Raw genomic sequence first — 18535 nt, forward strand, 5'->3', positions numbered from 1 at the left:
GCGCTGACCCTTACCCCGCGCGCGAGATCCAGTCGGCGATCATCAGGTCGAGATGCGCGCCGCCGCCATTCTTGTAAAGCGTGATCTCCTCGGCGCTTTCCCGCCCGCGCGCGCCGCCGATGAGGTCGTAGAGATCGGCCTTCACCGCCTCGGGCGTGATCACCCCTTCGCGGATCGGGATCAGCAGCTCGCCGATATGGCCCAGCGTGGTGTCGCGGCTGTCGACGAAGAGGCTCGCCGTCGAGATCAGCGCGTCGTCGGCTTCGCGCATATCGGCCTTATAGGCTCCGATCAGATCGACATGGGTGCCGGGCTTTACCCATGCACCCTGCAGGACCGGCGTGCGAGCCATCGTGGCGCTGCTGACGATATCGGCCTCTGCCACCGCCTCGGGCAGATCGGTCACCGCGCGCAGGCTGATGCCCTCGGGGGCGGGGTCAGCTGCCAGCTCCTGTGCCTGCTCGGGGCGGCGCGTCCAGAGCGTGATCTCCGTCAGCCCCGGAAAACCCGCCGCATAGGCCGCGATCAGCGAGCGCGAGACCCGGCCCCCGCCCACGATCAACAGACGACGGCTGTCGGGGCGCGCGAGAAGCTGCGCGCCCAGAACGGAATCGGCGGCGGTCTTGAACTCGGTCACCAGCGGGCAATCGACGATCGCGGTGGGTTGGCCGTGCTCGGGCTCGAACACCACCATCGCGCCTTGCACCGTCGGCAGTCCCACCTGCGCATTGCCGTCGCAGACGGTGAAGGATTTCACCCCGTAACCCAGCCCCGGAATGTAGGCCGCGCGGCTCAGCAAAACCGCGTCAGAGGGCCCGAGAAACGTATCGCCCAGCTCCGCCTTCGGGCGCGTATGGCCCGCGCGCAGCGCCGCGATCGCGCCCGGCCAGTCCAGCTTCTCGGCGATGTCATAGGGGATGATCTTCGGGCTCATGTCGTTTCCTTCATTGTCTAGGGCGTCACAGAGGCGCCAGCCAGCGCGCCGGGGCCGACACCTCGCGCGGCCCGTTGGCGGCACCGGTGATCGCATCGGCCAGTAGCGCGCCGCAGCCCGCCGAGAGCGTCCAGCCCAGTTGGCCGTGGCCCGCATTGACCCACAGATTGTCGTAAGACTTCACCCGGCCAAGGAAGGGCGGGCCATGCGGGGTCGAGGGCCGCAGCCCGGTCCACAGCACGGGCGGCGCATCGCTCACCGCATCGCCGAAGCGTGCGGCGACGTAATCGGTCAGAACCTTGGTGCGATCCTCGCGCAGCGTCCGGTCGCGCCCGGCGAATTCGGCAATCGCCGTTACCCGCAAGATACCGCCATAAGAGGCCACGGCCAGCATCGCGGCCTCGTCGATATAAGGATGGCGGGGCAGGCGGCTCGGATCGCGGACCTCCCATGTCCCCGAATAGCCCTTCACCGGGTAGATATCCGGCGCAAAGCCCAAGGGCCGCGCCAGATCGGGTGTCTCCACCCCGGTCGCAAGGATCACCTGCGCGGCGGGCAGCGTCTCGTCGGCGAGGTTGACCCCGGTGATCTTGCCATGAGCCTGCGTGAAGCCGGTCACCGCGCTGTTGTAGCGAAACTGCACGCCGTGCTTGGCGGTAAGGGCCTTGGCGGCGGCGCGGGTCACCTCATGGCAATTGCCCGCGGCATCCATCGGCGAGAGGAACCCGCCTGCAAAACCCGCCTCTGCCAAGAGCGGATCGTTCTCGGCCAGCCAGTCCGGGTCGATCCGCGTCAGCCGCCCGTCGTCATGCGCGTCGATCTCGGCGGTGGAGTTGTGCAGGTAGAGCCCGCCCTCGAAGCGGATCAGTGCGTCCAGCCCCAGCTCCTGCGCCATGTCGGGCAGGGCGGCGCGGGCGGTCTCGGCCAGCCGCATCATCCGCGCGGTGTTGCGTGCCTGCGCGGCCCCGGTGCAGTTGCGCAGGAAGGTCGTGCCCCAGCGCCACAGCGCCGGATCGAAGGGCGCGGTCAGCTTCACGCCGGGATTGCGCCCCGCCATCGCGCGCAGCAGTTGCGGCAAGGCATCCGGCCCCGCCCAGGCGCTCGCATGGCCGATCGAGACGATCCCGGCATTCGCGCGCGAACACAGTTCCGCCGGGCCGGGCAGGCGGTCGATCACCGTCACCGGCAACCCGCGACGGGCCAGCGCCCATGCGGTCATTGTGCCCACGATCCCCGCTCCGATCACGATATGACGTGGCTGGCCCATCTTCGCTCCCGTCGGTTTCCAAGCTCCCAGGTCTCTTTGTGGCGGCAATCACTGCAAGTGACCAGCCCCTGTGCCGTGTGGCTCGTGCCGCTGCGTCCTTTGCCCGCGCACTAGCCCACGGGCCTTGACCCGACTCGGCAATTGCGCATAAATGAACGTGCGTTCAATAAACCGGGGGAGGAGATCCGATGTTCGCAGGTTCGATGGAGTTCGATCTGGGCGAGGATATCGCCGCACTGCGCGATATGGTGCGCCGTTGGGCGTCCGAGCGTGTGGCCCCGATCGCGGCCAAAACCGATCTGGATAATGAGTTTCCGAACGAGCTTTGGACCGAGATGGGCGAGCTTGGCCTGCTCGGGATCACCGTGTCGGAAGAATATGGCGGGGCGGGGATGGGCTATCTCGCCCATGTCGTGGCCACCGAGGAAATCGCGCGGGCTTCGGCCTCGATCGCGCTCAGCTACGGCGCGCATTCCAATCTCTGCGTGAACCAGATCAAGCTGAACGGTTCGGACGCGCAGAAGAAGAAATACCTGCCCGGCCTGATCTCGGGCCAGTCCGTCGGCGCGCTTGCGATGTCGGAATCCGGTGCAGGGTCCGACGTGGTGGGCATGAAGCTCAAAGCCGAGAAGCGCAACGGCTACTACGTCCTGAACGGCCATAAATACTGGATCACCAACGGCCCCGATGCCGATACGCTCGTGGTCTATGCCAAGACCGACCCGGAGGCGGGCTCCAAGGGCATCACCGCCTTCATCGTCGAGAAGGATTTCAAGGGCTTCTCCACCTCAAAGCATTTCGACAAGCTTGGCATGCGCGGCTCGAACACAGCACAGCTGTTCTTCGAGGATTGCGAAGTGCCCTTCGAGAACGTGCTGGGCGAAGAGGGGCGCGGCGTGCGCGTCCTGATGTCGGGTCTCGATTACGAGCGCGTGGTGCTTTCGGGCATCGGCACCGGTATCATGATGGCCTGCCTCGACGAGGTTGTGCCCTATTGCAAGGAGCGCGAGCAGTTCGGCCAGCCGATCGGGAATTTCCAGCTGATGCAGGGCAAGATCGCCGATATGTATGTCGCGATGAACACCGCGCGCGCCTACACCTACGAGGTCGCGAAAGCCTGCGATCGTGGCGCCGTGACGCGTCAGGATGCGGCCGCCACCGTGCTTTATGCGTCCGAGCAGGCAATGGTGCAGGCGCATCAGGCGGTGCAAGCGCTTGGCGGTGCCGGGTTCCTCAACGACTCCAACGTCTCGCGCCTGTTCCGGGACGCGAAGCTGATGGAGATCGGCGCGGGCACCTCGGAAATCCGCCGGATGCTCATCGGTCGCGAGATCATGGGAGCCGTCTGATGCGAGCGGGCGCTCTCCTCCTGATCGGGTTTGCAGCGCCGCTGGCGGCGCAGGCCCAAGGGGCAGGGGCGGATTTCGATCCGGCCCCGTTGGAGAGCTGCCTTTCGGGCGCCGACGACCCTGCGTCCTGCATCGGCAAAGCTGCGGAGAACTGCATCGGTGACGATGCGAACGTCACCGACCGCCGCGCCTGCTATGATGCCGAACGCGCCCTCTGGTCCGACCGGGCGGCGACAGCCCTCGACAGCTTGCGCCAAGCGGCGGCGGCCAGTGACGCGGCGCAAATCGTGGCGGGCAAGTCTCCGTCCGGATTGCAAGGCGCGCAGCTGGGGGAGGCGGAAGCCGCCTGGGCGCGCTACCGCGATGGCGCTTGCGCCTATGGGGGCGCGCTGCAGGGCGCGGGTGCGGAGGCGGACGAGGCGCGCTGCCTGATGCGCAAGACCGCCGAACATGCGCTGGAATTGCAGAATTGGGCCGAGACGCTGTCCGCTCAAGGCAAGGGAGGCATGCAATGAAGACGCTTTGGATGGTCGCTGTCGCCATGCTGGGCCTATCGGCCACTGCCGCGTGGGCCGAGGACATTCCCGTCACCTATGATCCGCAGGTGATCACGGCCTGTCTTGCGGCAAAGAGCGGACCCGCGCGCAGCGCCTGTATCGGGCTCGGGGCTGCACATTGCATGACCGTCGACAATGCCGGCTCGAGCAATGCGGGCATGGGCTTTTGTTTCGGCGCAGAACGCGACGATTGGGACGCGCGCCTGAATGCGGCCTATCAGACGATCGTCGAGCGGGACGGCAAGGTGGATGCGGAACTGCAAGAGTTGGGTTCCGCCGCGCCACCGCAGGTGCCTGCGCTGAAAGAAATGCAGCGCGCATGGATCGCCTATCGCGATGCGTCCTGCACCTATGAAATGTCGACTTGGGGCGGCGGCTCGGGCGCAGGCCCGGCCGGATCGCAATGTGAAATGCAACTGACCGGAGCGCAGGCGCTGCGCCTGATCGCGCGTGCCGAGCAGCTTGAAGGAGATACCCAATGAAAGGGCTGGCAATCGTCGCGGCACTGATCTGTGCCACACCCGCCTTGGCGCAGGAGCCGAGCGTCGATCCGGACGCGGTGCGCGCCTGTTTCGACGGGGCGAAGGACACACATCCCGCCTGTATCGGCGAGGCGGCCGCCGCCTGTCAGGGTCAGCCGGGCGGCGATACGACGCTTGGCATTTCGGCTTGCCTGCAAGGCGAGGCGCAGGTCTGGGACGATATCGCGAAGTCGCAATATAAGGCGGCGCGCGCCCGTCTGCTGGAGCAGGGCGGCACGGAGCTCGCCAACAAGCTGCTCGATGCGCAAAGCGCGTGGGGGCAGTATCGCGACGCCGATTGCGGGCTGCTCTACGAAATTTGGAAGGACGGCACGATCCGCACGGTCGTGGCGTCGCAATGCTACCTCGAGCGTACGGCGCAACGCGCGCTGGAACTGCGCGATTTGGGGAGGATGGAATGAAACTGTTATCGCAGGCCCTGACCTCGTCGGAGGACTTTCAGGCCAATCGCAAGGCGCATCTCGACGCGCTGTCGCAAATCGAAAACGCGGCCGCGCAGGCAGCGGCAGGCGGCGGCCCCGCCGCGCTGGAGCGGCACCTTTCGCGCGGCAAGATGGCGCCGCGCGAACGGGTAGCGGGGCTCTTGGATCCCGGCTCGCCGTTTCTGGAAATCGGCGCGACGGCGGCGCATGACATGTATGGCAATGCCGCGCCCTGCGCAGGCGTGATCGCCGGGATCGGTCGGGTGCAAGGCCAGGAGGTCATGGTGGTCGCCAACGACGCCACCGTGAAGGGCGGCACCTATTACCCGCTGACGGTGAAGAAACACCTGCGCGCCCAGGAGATCGCTGAGGAAAACCATCTCCCCTGCATCTACCTCGTCGACTCGGGCGGCGCGAACCTGCCCAATCAGGACGAAGTCTTCCCCGATCGCGACCACTTCGGGCGCATCTTCTACAATCAGGCCCGGATGTCGGCGAAGGGCATTGCCCAGATCGCCGTGGTGATGGGGTCCTGCACGGCGGGCGGTGCCTATGTGCCCGCGATGTCGGATGTGACGATCATCGTGAAGGAGCAGGGCACGATCTTCCTCGCGGGCCCGCCGCTGGTGAAGGCCGCTACGGGTGAGGTGGTCACCGCTGAAGACCTCGGCGGCGGCGATGTGCATACGCGCCTCTCCGGCGTGGCCGATTATCTGGCTGAAGACGACGCCCATGCGCTGGCCCTCGCGCGCCGCGCGGTCGGCAATCTCAACTACACGAAACCTTCGACGGTGAACTGGCAATCGCCCGAGGAGCCCGCCTACGATCCCGAGGAAATCCTCGGCGTCGTCCCGGCCGACCTGCGCACCCCCTATGACATCCGCGAGGTCATCGCACGCCTCGTCGACGGCTCGCGCTTCGACGAGTTCAAGCCGCGCTTCGGCGAGACGATCGTCACCGGCTTCGCCCATGTGAAAGGCTGCCCCGTCGGCATCGTCGCCAATAACGGCGTGCTGTTCTCGGAAGCCGCCCAAAAAGCCGCGCATTTCATCGAACTGTGCTCGCAACGCTCGATCCCGCTCGTCTTCCTGCAAAACATCACCGGCTTCATGGTGGGCCGCAAATATGAAAACGAGGGCATCGCGCGTCATGGCGCAAAAATGGTCACCGCCGTCGCCACCACCTCGGTGCCGAAGATCACGATGCTGGTCGGCGGCTCCTTCGGAGCTGGCAATTACGGCATGGCGGGCCGGGCCTATTCCCCGCGCTTCCTCTGGACCTGGCCGAACTCGCGGATCTCCGTGATGGGCGGCGAACAGGCCGCAGGCGTGCTCGCCACCGTCAAACGCGACGGGATCGAGCGCAAGGGTGGCCAGTGGTCGGCGGAAGAAGAGGCCGAGTTCAAGCGCCCCACCATCGAGATGTTCGAGCGCCAGTCGCACCCGCTCTACGCCTCGGCGCGGCTCTGGGATGACGGCATCATCGACCCGCGCAAATCGCGCGACGTGCTGGCGCTCTCGCTCTCCGCCGCGCTCAACGCTCCGATCGAGCCGACCCGCTTCGGCCTGTTCAGAATGTAACTTTCATGCCTCCGGCGGGGATATTTGGACCAAGAGGAAGTGCAAATCTTCGACTTGGCCGAAATATCCCGGGGGGCTCCGCAGGAGCGGGGGCAGCGCCCCCTCCGACGCTCTCAAAGGGGAGACCGACATGTTTTCCAAGATCCTGATCGCCAATCGCGGGGAGATCGCCTGCCGCGTGATCGAGACCGCACGCAAACTGGGCGTGGCGACCGTCGCCGTCTATTCCGAGGCCGATAGCGAGGCGCGCCATGTGGCGATGGCCGACGAGGCGGTGGCCATTGGCGGCCCCGCGCCGAAAGACAGCTATCTGCGCGGTGATGCGATCATCGAGGCCGCCAAACAGACCGGCGCGCAGGCGATCCATCCGGGCTACGGGTTCCTCTCGGAGAACCCCGATTTCGTCGATGCCGTCGAGGCGGCGGGGCTGGTCTTCATCGGCCCCTCGGCCAAGGCGATCCGCGCGATGGGGCTCAAGGACGCGGCCAAGGCGCTGATGGAAAAGGCGGGCGTGCCCGTCGTGCCGGGCTATCACGGCGACAATCAGGACCCCGAGCACCTCGCGGGCGCGGCCGACACGATCGGCTACCCGGTGCTGATCAAGGCGGTCGCGGGCGGCGGCGGCAAGGGGATGCGCCTGGTCGAGGCGCCGTCCGAATTCGCGGATGCGCTGGCTTCCGCGCAGGGCGAGGCGCAGACCGCCTTCGGCAATCCTGCCGTGCTGATCGAGAAATTCATCGGCTCGCCGCGCCATATCGAGGTGCAGGTCTTCGGCGATGGCGAGGACGCGGTGCATCTGTTCGAGCGCGACTGTTCGCTCCAGCGGCGCCACCAGAAGGTGATCGAAGAGGCCCCGGCGCCGGGCATGACGTCCGAGATGCGCGACGCGATGGGGCAGGCGGCCACACGCGCCGCCGAGGCGATCGGCTATAAGGGCGCGGGCACGGTGGAGTTCATCGTGGACGGCTCGGACGGGCTGCGCCCGGACCGGTTCTGGTTCATGGAGATGAACACCCGCCTACAGGTCGAGCATCCCGTGACCGAGGCGATCACCGGTGTCGATCTGGTCGAATGGCAATTGCGGGTGGCGAGCGGCGAGCCGCTGCCCTGCGCGCAGGACGATCTGACGATCACCGGTCATGCGTTCGAGGCGCGCCTTTACGCGGAAGACGTGCCCGCGGGCTTCCTGCCCGCGACGGGGACGCTCTCGCATTTGCGCTTCGCCGATGGGTGCCGTGCAGATACCGGGGTGCGCACGGGCGATACGATCAGCCCGTGGTACGACCCGATGATCGCCAAGGTCATCACGCACGGGCCGACGCGGGCGACCGCGCTGGGGCAACTTGCGCGCGCCTTGGAAGAGACGGAAGTGGCGGGCACGGTGACGAACCTCGCCTTCCTCGCGCGGCTCGCGCGGCACGAGGGCTTCGCACAGGGCAAGGTCGATACCGGGCTGATCGGGCGCGAGATCGACGCGCTCGCCGCCCCGACCGAGACGCCGGTTGCCGCAAAAGCGCTGGCCGTGATCGCCGCGGCCGGGCTTTGGAACGGCGATGCGAGCGGCTTCAGCCTTTGGCAGACACCGCGCCGCGCCGTGCCTTTCGAGGAAGAGGCCGCGATCCGCGTGCACGGGCCCGGCCAAGTCACGGTCGAGCTGGGCGAGGAGGCCCATGCGTGCCAGCTGGCCGAGGATGGCTGGCGGGTGGATGGTGCTAAGACCGGGGCGCGGATGGCGCAGTCTGACGGGGCGATCACCATCTTCCTGCATGGCGCGCACCGTTTCGACATTCCCGACCCGCTGGCGCGGGGGGCGGATGCCGACGCTTCCGACCTGACGCTCGCACCGATGCCGGGGCTGGTGAAGGCGGTCTTCGTCTCTGCCGGCGACACGGTGGCGGCGGGGGACCGGCTTGCCATCATGGAAGCGATGAAGATGGAACACACGATGCGCGCAGCCCGCGACGGTGTGGTGGCTGAGGTGCTGGTGACTGAGGGCGCGCAGGTCGAAGCGGGCGCTGCGCTCATCCGGCTGGAGGACGAGGCATGATCCGACTGCATCACATCCCCGGCGCGCGCTCGATGCGGGTGCTGTGGCTGCTGGAGGAGATGGGGCTCGATTACGAGCTTCAGACATGGTCGCTCACCGATGGCTCGCTGCGCAGCCCGGAGTTTCGCGAACTCTCGCCCGCCGGGCGCATCCCGGCGCTGGAGGTCGACGGGCGGTCGATCTTCGAGAGCGGCGCGATCGTCGAATACCTGACCGAGACCCGGCCCGAGGCAGGGCTGGCCCCGGTCACGGGAGAGCCCACTCGCGCGGATTTCCTCGAATGGGTACATTTCGCGGAGACGCAGGGTAATATCCTGCAAAGCCTCAATATTCAGCATATCTTCCTGCGTCCGCCCGAGGCGCGCTCGCCCGCGATGATGGCGCTCGAGACGAAGCGGCTTGGCGTCACGATGAAGGCGCTCGAGGCGCATCTGGCAGGGCGCGACTGGCTGATCGGGACGTTCTCGGCGGCCGATTGCATGATGGGGTTCAATATCGACGCGATGTTCCGCTTCGTGCCGCGCGAGGGCTTCCCGAACATCTCCGCCTATCGCGACCGGATCGAGGCGCGGCCTGCCTATCAGCGCGCGGTCGAGAAGGGCGGGGCGAGCATGTATGCGCAGGATTTCTACGAGCTGCCCCCGATGGAGCAAGGCAATGGCTGAGACTGTCGAAATCTTCGAGATGGCCCCGCGTGACGGGCTGCAGAACGAAAAGCGCCAGATCGCGCTTTCCGACAAGATCGCGCTGGTCGATTGCCTGAGCCGGGCCGGGTTCCGCCGGATCGAGGTGGGGTCTTTCGTCAGCCCGAAATGGGTGCCGCAAATGGCCGACTCGGCGGAAGTCTTCGCCGGGATCACGCGCCGCCCCGGTATTTCCTACGCGGCGCTGACGCCGAACATGAAAGGCTATGAGGCGGCGAAAGCGGCCAAAGTCGATGAGGTTGCGATCTTCGCCTCCGCCTCCGAGGGGTTTTCGCGCGCGAACCTGAATTGTTCGATCAGTGAAAGCCTGGAGCGGTTCGCGCCCATCATGGAGGCTGCGAAAGTCGATAATATGAAAGTCCGCGGCTATATCTCTGTCGTCACGGATTGCCCATTCGATGGGAAAACGCCGCCGGAGAACGTGGCCCGGGTCGCGGAGCAACTGCGCGACATGGGCTGCTACGAGATCAGCCTCGGCGACACGATCGGGCAGGGTACGCCCGAAAGCGTGACGGCGATGCTGCGCGCGGTGTTGGGTGAGGTCCCGGCGGAAAAGCTCGCCGGGCATTTCCACGACACCTCCGGGCGGGCGCTGGAGAATATCGAAGCCTCGCTGGCGATGGGCCTGCGGGTGTTCGACGCCTGCGTCGGCGGTCTGGGCGGCTGCCCCTATGCACCCGGCGCGGCTGGCAATGTAGCGACGGAGGCGGTGCAGGCGCGTCTTGACGCTTTGGGCTACGAGACCGGGCTGGATGTGGCCGTTCTGGCCGAGGCGGCCGCGATGGCGAAGAAGATGAAAGGGCAGGGCGATGTTTGAGACGATCAAGACCGAGACCGATGCGCGTGGCATCGCGCGGCTCACGCTGGCGCGTTCGGAGAAGCATAACGCGCTCTCCGAGCAGATGATGGAGGAGATCACCGCGGCCATCGGCCAGCTTGGCTCGGACGACGCCGTGCGCGTGGTGATCCTCGCTGCCGAAGGGCGCAGCTTCTGCGCGGGTGGCGATCTGAAATGGATGCAGAGCCAGATCGCGGCGGGCGCGAAAGAGCGTGCGGCGGCGGCGCGCAAGCTCGCAGGGATGCTGCAGGCGCTCAACACCTGCCCGAAACCGGTGATCGGCGCGGTGCAGGGCAACGCCTTCGGCGGCGGGATCGGCATGATGTCGGTCTGTGACGTGGCCATCGGCGTCGAGGGCGCGAAATTCGGGCTGACCGAAACGCGGCTGGGCCTGACGCCCGCGACGATCTCTCCTTATGTCGTCGCGCGCATGGGCGAGGCGCGGGCGCGCCGCGTCTTCATGTCCTCGCGGATCTTCGAGGCCGCCGAGGCGCGTGATCTGGGTTTGCTGGCCAAGGTGGTCTTGCCCGAGGTGCTGGAGCGCGCCGTGATGGCCGAGGCCGAGCCCTATCTCGCCTGCGCGCCGGGGGCGGTGGGCGAGGCCAAAGCCTTGGTCCGGGCGCTGGGGCCGCGGATCGACGAGAGCGTGATCGACATGACGATCGAGGCGTTGGTGACTCGCTGGGAATCCGCCGAGTCGGATGAAGGAATCACCGCGTTTTTCGAGAAGCGCGATGCGGCGTGGAAAGCTTAAGGCAGCCTTAAGTGGCACCCTGCGTCGCGCAGGTCGAATATTCCGAAAATTCAAAGCGCCGTTAAGTTTGATCGAAGGCTGCGCCGTTGCAAAAGCGGCGCAGTCCAACGCGGGCAGGCTCTGAGCGGCGCTCGAAGCGCAAAAAATTCGCATACATTCGTATGCAAAAAGCATCTGTGGCCCGCATTTGCATGATTTTCCGGCCTGCTCTCGGTTGACCCCAATGGGGCGCAAGGCTATTGCTCGCCTAGCCAGAACCTGCGCGACAAGTCGTCGCGATGTTAGGGAGCCAAGCCCATGCATGACATGCTGCGCGAATATCTTCCCATCCTCATCTTTCTCGCCATGGCGATCGTGTTGGGCCTTGTGCTCATGCTCGCCGCGGCAGTGGTGGCGGTCCGCAATCCCGACCCTGAGAAGGTGTCGGCCTACGAATGCGGCTTCAACGCCTTCGATGATGCCCGGATGAAATTCGACGTTCGTTTCTACCTCGTTTCCATCCTCTTCATCATCTTCGACCTCGAAGTGGCCTTCCTGTTCCCCTGGGCAGTGGCCTTCGGCCAGATTTCCATGGTCGGTTTCTGGTCAATGATGGTCTTCCTCGCGGTTCTCACCGTAGGATTCGCATATGAGTGGAAGAAAGGGGCGCTGGAATGGGCGTGATGACCTCTGCCAATACCGCCGGTGCGGATCGCGAAGTCGCGACGCAGACGCTGAACAAGGAACTGCAGGATAAAGGCTTCCTGCTGACCTCCACCGAAGACATCATCAACTGGGCGCGCAACGGCTCGCTGCACTGGATGACCTTCGGCCTCGCCTGCTGCGCCGTCGAGATGATGCAGGTGTCGATGCCGCGCTACGACCTCGAGCGCTTCGGCACCGCGCCGCGCGCCTCGCCGCGTCAGTCCGACCTGATGATCGTCGCCGGCACCTTGACCAACAAGATGGCGCCCGCTCTGCGCAAGGTCTACGACCAGATGCCCGAGCCGCGCTACGTGATCTCGATGGGCTCCTGTGCGAATGGCGGTGGCTATTACCACTACAGCTATTCGGTGGTGCGCGGCTGCGACCGCGTCGTGCCGGTCGATATCTACGTTCCGGGCTGCCCGCCCACGGCGGAGGCGCTGCTTTACGGCATCCTTCAGCTGCAACGCAAAATCCGCCGCACTGGCACGCTGGTGCGCTGAGGAGAGCGAGAGATGGACGATACTGCCCTTCGCGAATTGGCCGGCCATATCGAGCTGAAGCGCCCCGATGACGTGGTCTCCACCGAGATCGCCTTCGACGAGCTGACGGTCACGATCACCGCGCAATCCGTTCCCGGCTTCACCGAGTTCCTGCGCGACGATCCGAATTGCCGCTTCACCAACCTCGTGGACATCACGGCCATCGACTGGCCCGAACGCCCGCAGCGCTTCGATGTCGTCTGGCATTACCTGTCGATGTATCGCAACCAGCGCATCCGCATTAAGGCGGCGGTCCGCGAAGAGGACATGGTGCCCTCGATCACCAAGCTGCACCCCTGTGCCGATTGGTTCGAGCGCGAGATTTTCGACATGTTCGGCATCCTGTTCTCGGGGCACCCGGACCTGCGCCGTCTGCTGACCGATTACGGGTTCCGCGGCCATCCGCTGCGCAAGGATTTCCCGACGACGGGCTATGTCGAAGTGCGTTACGACGAAGTGCTCAAGCGCGTCGTCTATGAGCCGGTGAAGCTGACGCAGGAATACCGGCAGTTCGATTTCCTCTCGCCATGGGAAGGCGCGAAATACATCCTTCCCGGTGACGAGAAGGGCGAGGAGGCGAAATGATGGACGGCGATATCCGCAACAATGTCTATGATGACGGCTCGAAGGACACGCTGACCGACGAGCAGCGCATCCGCAACTTCAACATCAACTTCGGTCCCCAACACCCGGCCGCCCACGGCGTGCTGCGCATGGTGCTGGAACTGGACGGCGAAGTCGTGGAACGCGCCGACCCGCATATCGGGCTGCTGCACCGTGGCACCGAGAAGCTGATGGAAAGCCGCACCTATCTGCAGAACCTGCCTTACTTCAATCGCCTCGACTATGTCGCGCCGATGAACCAGGAACATGCGTGGTGCCTCGCCATCGAGAAGCTGACCGGCGTGGAAGTGCCGCGTCGCGGCTCGCTGATCCGTGTGCTCTATTCCGAGATCGGGCGCATCCTGAACCACCTGCTGAACGTGACCACGCAGGCGATGGACGTGGGCGCGCTGACGCCGCCCCTCTGGGGCTTCGAAGAGCGCGAGAAGCTGATGGTCTTCTACGAGCGGGCCTGTGGCGCGCGTCTGCACTCGGCCTATTTCCGGCCTGGCGGCGTCCACCAGGACCTGCCGCCGAAGCTGCTCGACGATATCGAGACATGGGCGCATGAGTTCCCGAAAGTGCTCGACGATATCGAAGGGCTGCTGACCGAGAACCGCATCTTCAAGCAGCGCAACGTCGATATCTGCGTCATCTCCGAGGAAGAAATCCAGCAATGGGGCTATTCCGGCGTGATGGTGCGTGGCTCCGGCCTTGCATGGGACCTGCGCCGCGCGCAGCCCTACGAATGCTATGACGAGTTCGACTTCCAGATTCCGATCGGCAAGAACGGCGATTGCTACGACCGCTACCTCTGCCGGATGGCCGAGATGCGCGAGTCGACCAAGATAGTGCTTAAGGCGATCGAGAAGCTGCGGATGCCGGAAAATCAGGGCGACGTGCTTGCCCGCGGCAAGGTGACCCCGCCGAAGCGGTCGGAAATGAAGCGCTCGATGGAAGCGCTGATCCACCACTTCAAGCTTTATACCGAAGGCTTCCACGTCCCCGCGGGCGAGGTTTATGCCGCCGTCGAAGCGCCCAAGGGCGAGTTCGGCGTCTATCTGGTGGCCGACGGCACGAACAAGCCGTATCGCGCGAAGATCCGCGCTCCGGGTTACCTGCATCTGCAATCCATGGATCACGTCGCCAAGGGGCACATGCTCGCCGACGTTTCTGCAATCATCGGCACGATGGATATCGTGTTCGGGGAGGTTGACCGCTAATGCTTCGCCGTCTTTACCCGGAACAACCCGATAGTTTCGAGTTCACGCCCGAGAACCTCGCATGGGCCAAGGCCCAGATGACCAAGTTCCCGGTCGGCCGTCAGGCCTCGGCGATCATCCCGCTGCTGTTCCGCGCACAGGAACAGGAAGGCTGGCTGAGCCGTCCGGCGATCGAAACCGTCGCCGAGATGCTCGACATGCCCTACATGCGGGCGCTCGAGGTCGCGACCTTCTACTTCATGTTCCAGCTGGCTCCGGTCGGCTCGGTCGCCCACCTGCAGATCTGCGGCACCACCTCGTGCATGATCTGCGGCGCGGAAGACCTGATGAAGGTCTGCAAGGAAAAGATCGCCGCCGAGCCGTTCCAGCTCTCGGAAGATGGCAAGTTCTCGTGGGAAGAGGTCGAATGCCTCGGCGCCTGTGCGAACGCTCCGATGATGCAGGTCGGCAAGGATTACTACGAAGACCTGACCGAGGAGAGCCTCGCGAAGCTGATCGACGAGATGGGCAAGGGCGATGTGCCGAAGCCCGGCTCGCAGACCGGCCGCTTCTCGTCCGAGCCCGCCTCGGGCCTGACCGCGCTCACCGAGAGCAAGGGCGACAAGGAAGAGTACAATGCTTCGGTCGACCTCGCGGTCGGCATCGGCGACACGATCAAGCGCATCGACGGCACCGAAGTGCCGCTCGCCGCACCGTGGCAAAGCTCGGGTCAGCGCGGCCCGATCGGCACGATGGGGCAGGAGCGTCCGCGCTCTGCCGCGCAACAGGACGAGGCGCGCAAGGCCGCCAAGAAAACCGAAGCCAAGCCCGCCAAGGACGCGCCCGCCGACAAGACCGGCGTGACGAAATCCGAAGCGCAGGCCACCTCGAAGGCCCGCCCGGAGTCCAAGCGTGAGCCCGAAGGCACCGAGGCTGAGGCCGCACAGGCAGAGGCAGGCGAGAAGCCCAAGCTGCTCGACGCACCGCGCGACGGTGGGGCCGATGACCTCAAGATGATCAAGGGCGTCGGGCCGAAGCTCGAGACGCTTCTGCATTCGATGGGCATTTATCATTTCGACCAGATCGCTGGCTGGACCGATGCGGAACTCGCTTGGGTCGACAGCAATCTCGAAGGGTTCAAAGGTCGCGCGACGCGTGACGACTGGAAAGGTCAGGCAGAGAAACTGGCCAGCGGGGCGGAGACCGAATTCTCGTCGCGCGCAAAGAAAGACGGCATTTACGAATAAGCGCAACAGGGTAGAGACCGCCGTTCGGCGGAGTGAATGGAGAAACGGGAATGGGTGATCAGACACAAGGGTGCCGCGGCAAGGCGGGTATCTGGGCAGGTATTACGGGGCTTGTGGTCACCGTATTCCTGATGGTCGTGGCGCATGAGCCCTTCCTCGTGGCTCTTTTCCTCGGTCTGATGACCTTCCTGCTGTTCGGCGCCTTCCTGATCTGGGCGTTCTGCTCCGAACATGGCGCGCCGGGCGCGGCTGACGGTACCGGCGCATCCTCCGACGACTCCGCAATTCCCGAAAGCCCGGTCGAAACCTTCAACGCCTCCTCTCCGGAAGGGGTGGCAGCCCAAGCGCAGGCAGCAGCGGCGGCACCGACGCCCGCAGCCGAACGCGAAGTGGCGCGTGCCGACACCATGACGCCCAAGGACGAAGCGGCCACGCCCGAGGCGGACAAGCCCGAGCCCGGCCCGACAACCAAGCCTGCGACGGAAGAGGCCGAGGCCGAGCCTAAGGCGGAAGAGCCTAAAGCCGAAGAGCCGAAAGCGGCGCCCAAGGCCAAGTCCGAGAGCGACGACACGAACCCGCTCTCCGCGATGTCGGCGCAGGTCGCGGATAAGCCCGCCGCCAATGCCGGGGGGCAACCCGAGGCCGCCGAGGGCGACGGCAAGAAGCCGCGTGGACTGAAGCAGCCGCGCAAGGCGGGGGCCGACGATCTCAAGAAGATCGAAGGCGTCGGCCCGAAGCTCGAAGAAGTGCTGAACGGCTGGGGCATCTACCATTTCGACCAGATCGCGAAATGGGGCCCCGAAGAGATTGCCTATGCGGACCAGAACGTGCCGCGTTTCAAAGGCCGCTGCACCCGCGACAAGTGGGTCAGCCAGGCGAAGATCATCGTCGAGGACGGCATGGATGCGTTCCTCGAACGGGCGAAGACGAACGATTACTGAGCGGGGGTGAATGAGCCAGATCGACGAGCACGACAGGGCGTTGGGGCGTAAAGCCGCCCTTATCATTGCCGTCGCCACGATCCTCTGGCTCCTCCTGCAATGGATCGGACAACAACAGGGCTGGTCGGCGCAGATCGCGCTGATCGGCGATCTCGCGGCGATAGCCGCCTATATCTACGCGCTGGCACTCGTCTGGCGCATCTGGCGCCGGAAATCCGGCAAGTGAGGGAAGCGATATGCTGAAGGATCAAGACCGGATCTTCACCAATCTCTACGGGATGCATGACCGCTCTCTGCAGGGCGCGAAGATGCGCGGGCATTGGGACGGCACTGGCGAGATCCTGTCGAAAGGCAAGGATTGGATCATCGAGCAAGTGAAGGCCTCCGGCCTGCGCGGGCGCGGTGGGGCAGGCTTCCCGACGGGTCTCAAGTGGTCCTTCATGCCGAAGGAAAGCGACGGGCGTCCGGCCTTCCTCGCGATCAACGCGGACGAATCCGAACCTGCGACCTGCAAGGACCGCGAGATCATGCGCCACGACCCGCATACGCTGGTCGAAGGCGCGCTGATCGCCGGTTTCGCGATGGGCGCGGCTGCGGCCTACATCTACATCCGCGGCGAATATGTCCGCGAGAAAGAGGCGCTGCAGCGCGCGATCGACGAGGCCTATGAAGACGGGCTGATCGGCAAGAACGCCTGCGGCTCCGGCTACGATTACGACGTCTACCTGTCGCATGGCGCGGGCGCCTATATCTGCGGCGAGGAAACCGCGCTTCTGGAAAGCCTCGAAGGCAAGAAGGGCATGCCCCGGATGAAGCCGCCGTTCCCGGCGGGCGCGGGCCTCTACGGTTGCCCGACCACGGTGAACAACGTGGAATCCATCGCCGTTGTCCCGACCATCCTGCGTCGCGGCGCGGAGTGGTATGCGGGCTTCGGTCGTCCGAACAACACCGGCGTGAAGCTGTTTGCGATGTCGGGCCACGTCAACACGCCCTGCGTCATCGAAGAGACCATGTCGATCTCGATGAAGGAACTGATCGAGAAGCATGGCGGCGGCGTCCGTGGCGGCTGGAAGAACCTCAAGGCGGTGATCCCGGGCGGCGCGTCCTGCCCGATCCTGCCCGCCGATCAATGCGAAGACGCGATCATGGATTACGACGGCATGCGCGAGCTGAAATCCAGCTTCGGCACCGCCTGCATGATCGTCATGGATCAGAACACCGACGTGATCAAAGCGGTCTGGCGCCTGTCCAAATTCTTCAAGCACGAGAGCTGCGGCCAGTGTACGCCCTGCCGCGAAGGCACGGGCTGGATGATGCGCGTGATGGACCGTCTGGTGCGCGGCGAGGCCGAGATCGAAGAGATCGACATGCTGTTCGACGTGACCAAACAGGTCGAAGGCCACACGATCTGCGCGCTCGGCGACGCAGCCGCTTGGCCAATCCAGGGCCTGATCCGTCACTTCCGCGAAGAGATCGAAGACCGCATCAAGGCCCGCAAGACGGGCCGCATGGGCGCGATGGCTGCGGAGTGAGAGACTAGTCGGATGCAAAAAGAATTCGAACTTGTGGACAATGTTTGGCGCGTCTCCGTTACGCCTCGGAGATTGTCGCGCCCTGTTCGCATCTTTGCGTTGTTCGCTGCGCTCGCGGGGACTGCCCTGCTTTTTGTTGTCCTTTTCCAACTCGGTGTTTCCGCGAACGCAGGGAATGAACAGTCGCTAGAGTTGATGGTCCTGTTGATTCTGTTTCTGTTTGTCGCCACTCAGCACTTCATCTTCCGGGCGATCGTGCCGGAACAGTATCGGTTCACGAATGAATACGGCTTCAGGAAAACGTCGTATCTCTTATCGCTCAGTTGGGTCGCCTACTTCATCATCATCTCCCTCATCCTCTTCAGATTGGGAGGTGCGAATTGAGTGACGTTCTTCACCTGGCCGAGCTGAATATCGGCCGACTGGTTGCCGAACCGGCCAACCCGCATGCGGCGGAGGCGGCATGATGCGGGCGGTGATCATATCGGGCTGCGCGCTGGCACTCGGTGGCTGCATGGGCACTCCGGGCGGCAACGAGGCCTCCAAAGGGCCGCGCCGTCTGGCGGCACTCGAGGGCTATACGGCGGCCTATGACGCGAGCGGCGCGCTTGTCGTGATGCGGCAGGCGGCGCCCTTTGCGAATTACGAGGGTGCCGAGGCCACGCGGGCCGCGAACGCCATCTGCGGCGGGGCTGTGGCCTCGTCGATTAACGATACATACCGGGACGGCGCTTGGGTCTTCCCGATGGGCTGCGGACACGCGGCCTGACCTAAAACCCGCGCGGGGGCA

Annotated in this window: 21 protein-coding genes; 19 read left to right on the plus strand and 2 right to left on the minus strand. The window is 65.0% G+C overall.

Going from position 1 to position 18535, the window contains the following annotated elements; all coding sequences use genetic code 11:
* Positions 1-10 precede the first annotated feature (10 nt).
* Both AKL02_RS07135 and AKL02_RS07140 read right to left on the minus strand, forming a co-directional pair.
* Positions 11-934, minus strand: a complete 924-nt coding sequence (locus AKL02_RS07135; RefSeq protein WP_083075057.1) for an ornithine cyclodeaminase family protein — start codon at positions 932-934, stop codon at positions 11-13.
* Between the two features lie 25 nt (positions 935-959).
* A complete protein-coding gene (locus AKL02_RS07140) occupies positions 960-2201 on the minus strand; it encodes an FAD-dependent oxidoreductase (RefSeq protein ID WP_083075059.1) in 1242 nt (413 codons plus the stop codon).
* 188 nt (positions 2202-2389) lie between these two features.
* Here AKL02_RS07140 and AKL02_RS07145 point away from each other — a divergent pair, with 188 nt between their 5' ends.
* The 19 genes from AKL02_RS07145 (at position 2390) to AKL02_RS07235 (ending at position 18514) form a co-directional block, all read left to right on the plus strand.
* A complete protein-coding gene (locus tag AKL02_RS07145; RefSeq protein ID WP_083075061.1) occupies positions 2390-3550 on the plus strand; it encodes an isovaleryl-CoA dehydrogenase in 1161 nt (386 codons plus the stop codon).
* Positions 3550-4065: a lysozyme inhibitor LprI family protein gene (locus tag AKL02_RS07150; RefSeq protein WP_083075063.1), complete on the plus strand. Its 516-nt coding sequence runs from the start codon at positions 3550-3552 to the stop codon at positions 4063-4065. Before AKL02_RS07145 ends, AKL02_RS07150 begins: the two co-directional genes overlap by 1 nt.
* Positions 4062-4589 carry a lysozyme inhibitor LprI family protein gene (locus tag AKL02_RS07155; protein WP_083075065.1) on the plus strand — a complete coding sequence of 176 codons (528 nt, stop codon included), beginning with the start codon at positions 4062-4064 and terminating at the stop codon, positions 4587-4589. The genes AKL02_RS07150 and AKL02_RS07155 overlap by 4 nt, the downstream gene beginning before the upstream one ends.
* Positions 4586-5050 carry a lysozyme inhibitor LprI family protein gene (locus tag AKL02_RS07160; protein ID WP_083075067.1) on the plus strand — a complete coding sequence of 155 codons (465 nt, stop codon included), beginning with the start codon at positions 4586-4588 and terminating at the stop codon, positions 5048-5050. The genes AKL02_RS07155 and AKL02_RS07160 overlap by 4 nt, the downstream gene beginning before the upstream one ends.
* Positions 5047-6651 carry a carboxyl transferase domain-containing protein gene (locus tag AKL02_RS07165; RefSeq protein WP_078546600.1) on the plus strand — a complete coding sequence of 535 codons (1605 nt, stop codon included), beginning with the start codon at positions 5047-5049 and terminating at the stop codon, positions 6649-6651. The genes AKL02_RS07160 and AKL02_RS07165 overlap by 4 nt, the downstream gene beginning before the upstream one ends.
* A gap of 130 nt (positions 6652-6781) precedes the next feature.
* Positions 6782-8698 (plus strand): acetyl-CoA carboxylase biotin carboxylase subunit, encoded by a 1917-nt coding sequence (locus AKL02_RS07170; RefSeq protein ID WP_083075069.1) that lies wholly within the window; start codon positions 6782-6784, stop codon positions 8696-8698.
* On the plus strand, positions 8695-9363 hold the full coding sequence (locus AKL02_RS07175) for a glutathione S-transferase family protein (RefSeq protein WP_083075071.1): 669 nt from the start codon (positions 8695-8697) through the stop codon (positions 9361-9363). Before AKL02_RS07170 ends, AKL02_RS07175 begins: the two co-directional genes overlap by 4 nt.
* On the plus strand, positions 9356-10219 hold the full coding sequence (locus AKL02_RS07180; RefSeq protein WP_083075074.1) for a hydroxymethylglutaryl-CoA lyase: 864 nt from the start codon (positions 9356-9358) through the stop codon (positions 10217-10219). Before AKL02_RS07175 ends, AKL02_RS07180 begins: the two co-directional genes overlap by 8 nt.
* Complete coding sequence (locus tag AKL02_RS07185; RefSeq protein ID WP_078539532.1) at positions 10212-10994, plus strand: crotonase/enoyl-CoA hydratase family protein; 783 nt, start codon at positions 10212-10214, stop codon at positions 10992-10994. The genes AKL02_RS07180 and AKL02_RS07185 overlap by 8 nt, the downstream gene beginning before the upstream one ends.
* Positions 10995-11291: 297 nt before the next feature.
* Complete coding sequence (locus AKL02_RS07190) at positions 11292-11657, plus strand: NADH-quinone oxidoreductase subunit A (RefSeq protein ID WP_075774471.1); 366 nt, start codon at positions 11292-11294, stop codon at positions 11655-11657.
* Positions 11657-12181 (plus strand): NuoB/complex I 20 kDa subunit family protein, encoded by a 525-nt coding sequence (locus tag AKL02_RS07195; protein WP_075774728.1) that lies wholly within the window; start codon positions 11657-11659, stop codon positions 12179-12181. The genes AKL02_RS07190 and AKL02_RS07195 overlap by 1 nt, the downstream gene beginning before the upstream one ends.
* Positions 12182-12193: 12 nt before the next feature.
* Complete coding sequence (locus AKL02_RS07200; RefSeq protein WP_078519431.1) at positions 12194-12805, plus strand: NADH-quinone oxidoreductase subunit C; 612 nt, start codon at positions 12194-12196, stop codon at positions 12803-12805.
* Complete coding sequence (locus tag AKL02_RS07205; RefSeq protein ID WP_083075076.1) at positions 12802-14046, plus strand: NADH-quinone oxidoreductase subunit D; 1245 nt, start codon at positions 12802-12804, stop codon at positions 14044-14046. The genes AKL02_RS07200 and AKL02_RS07205 overlap by 4 nt, the downstream gene beginning before the upstream one ends.
* Entirely contained in the window at positions 14046-15272 is a 1227-nt protein-coding gene (locus AKL02_RS07210; RefSeq protein ID WP_083075078.1) for an NADH-quinone oxidoreductase subunit E, read from the plus strand. Before AKL02_RS07205 ends, AKL02_RS07210 begins: the two co-directional genes overlap by 1 nt.
* 50 nt (positions 15273-15322) lie before the next feature.
* Positions 15323-16213 (plus strand): helix-hairpin-helix domain-containing protein, encoded by an 891-nt coding sequence (locus tag AKL02_RS07215; RefSeq protein WP_083075080.1) that lies wholly within the window; start codon positions 15323-15325, stop codon positions 16211-16213.
* 10 nt (positions 16214-16223) lie between these two features.
* Positions 16224-16439: a DUF5337 family protein gene (locus tag AKL02_RS07220; protein WP_083075082.1), complete on the plus strand. Its 216-nt coding sequence runs from the start codon at positions 16224-16226 to the stop codon at positions 16437-16439.
* Positions 16440-16449: 10 nt separating this feature from the next.
* Entirely contained in the window at positions 16450-17745 is a 1296-nt protein-coding gene (gene nuoF, locus AKL02_RS07225; protein ID WP_083075084.1) for an NADH-quinone oxidoreductase subunit NuoF, read from the plus strand.
* A gap of 12 nt (positions 17746-17757) precedes the next feature.
* Positions 17758-18129 carry a hypothetical protein gene (locus AKL02_RS07230; RefSeq protein WP_083075086.1) on the plus strand — a complete coding sequence of 124 codons (372 nt, stop codon included), beginning with the start codon at positions 17758-17760 and terminating at the stop codon, positions 18127-18129.
* 79 nt (positions 18130-18208) lie between these two features.
* Complete coding sequence (locus AKL02_RS07235) at positions 18209-18514, plus strand: hypothetical protein (protein ID WP_083075088.1); 306 nt, start codon at positions 18209-18211, stop codon at positions 18512-18514.
* Positions 18515-18535: the final 21 nt, after the last annotated feature.

Origin of the sequence: Thioclava electrotropha, from assembly GCF_002085925.2 — a bacterium.
In the GTDB taxonomy this organism is placed as follows: domain Bacteria; phylum Pseudomonadota; class Alphaproteobacteria; order Rhodobacterales; family Rhodobacteraceae; genus Thioclava; species Thioclava electrotropha.